Below are 1,148 nucleotides of genomic sequence, written 5' to 3' on the forward strand. Positions count from 1 at the left end.
CAATTATTTGATGACGAAGTAAAACAGATAAACCGTATCCCGTTGTATGATCGAGTAGTAGATATTTTAATAAAAGCTATCCCAATCTTTGGTAAAAGTGCTTTGTTTCTTTCCTGCACCTGCGGCCTCGCCACTGCCCTCAACTTAATTTATGAAGGGTCTTTGGATCCGCGCTTTGTTACTTTCATTGGCAATGTTATTACCACGTTTTTTCCTGCGGTTACTATCGGGACTTTCGGGGCTGCTGCAGAAGTCCACAAAGGTTATGCTACTGCCGCCGGGGCTGTTGCCGCGGCTTGTACGTTCGCTGTGTGTATACAAGATCAAGCTCATGCTCTAGCTGCTGCTAGTGCTTCTAGCTCGCTCTATGGTTTGGATGATCCCCGGCCTTATATGTTTTCTTTTCTGTCTCTGCGAGCTCAAGCTGCCGGTGCTTCTGCGCTCTTTACTGGTGTTGCCAAAATTTGTTTCTTGGGGGCTCCCTTGGGATGGTGCGCGTCTAATGTGCCATATTACGTATAAAAGTGGTGAGCACGGTTATCCGGGAAGCTGACAGCACAATCAGATTAAGCCATTAGCGGTTAAAGTTGTTATTAAAGGCTTTGGGTTTTCTTTTGACTGGAGTTCGCTGTCCGGACTCCCTGTGTCGAGCCTCATTCACTCTTAATGGACGTCCGGCCACCTCTTTGCCATCCATAGCCTTGCCGGCTTCAGCTTCCGTTTCTTGTTCAAAGGTGATAAATGCAAAGCCCCTTGAGCGTCCAGTCTCCCGATCCCTCATCAGTTTGATATCTTCAATAACACCAAATGATTCGAAAGCCTGCTCAAGATCCTCTTCAACGGCGGTATACGCCAGGTTACCAATGTATAAAGTCCTTTTTTGCATGGAAAAACTCTGGTTTTTTCTCTAGGTTGAACGCAAGTCCTTGCGTAGAAAGGCGGTATCAACATTATGATCAACAAAATGTAACATTGGTCAGATTGTCACATCAAACTGTTGTTGTCCACTGGCTTATCGGCAGCCTTCTGGTAATCATTAACAGATCCGGGAATTATAGACATTCCACCAAAATGAACTTCTGAGCAGAACAGCAGTCTGCTTTTTATATTTTCATGAATTAATGAAATATAAATATGGATAGAAGCTC

At 44.6% G+C, this 1,148-nt stretch carries 2 protein-coding genes; one reads left to right on the top strand and one right to left on the bottom strand.

The features are described 5' to 3' along the window. A partial coding sequence (locus KDK15_RS07990; RefSeq protein WP_257294833.1) for a hypothetical protein occupies nucleotides 1-522 on the top strand: 522 nt, incomplete at its 5' end. 52 nt (nucleotides 523-574) lie between these two features. On the opposite strand, the gene KDK15_RS07995 is transcribed toward KDK15_RS07990, so the two are convergent. Next, nucleotides 575-886 carry an RNA-binding protein gene (locus KDK15_RS07995; protein ID WP_257294834.1) on the bottom strand — a complete coding sequence of 104 codons (312 nt, stop codon included), beginning with the start codon at nucleotides 884-886 and terminating at the stop codon, nucleotides 575-577. Nucleotides 887-1,148: the final 262 nt, after the last annotated feature.

Source organism: Endozoicomonas sp. YOMI1 (assembly GCF_024606345.1).
GTDB lineage: Bacteria > Pseudomonadota > Gammaproteobacteria > Pseudomonadales > Endozoicomonadaceae > Endozoicomonas.

Excerpts from the sequence above, each read along its gene's own strand:
- KDK15_RS07995 (WP_257294834.1), bottom strand. The coding sequence starts at position 886 with ATGCAAAAAAGGACTTTATACATTGGTAACCTGGCGTATACCGCCGTT.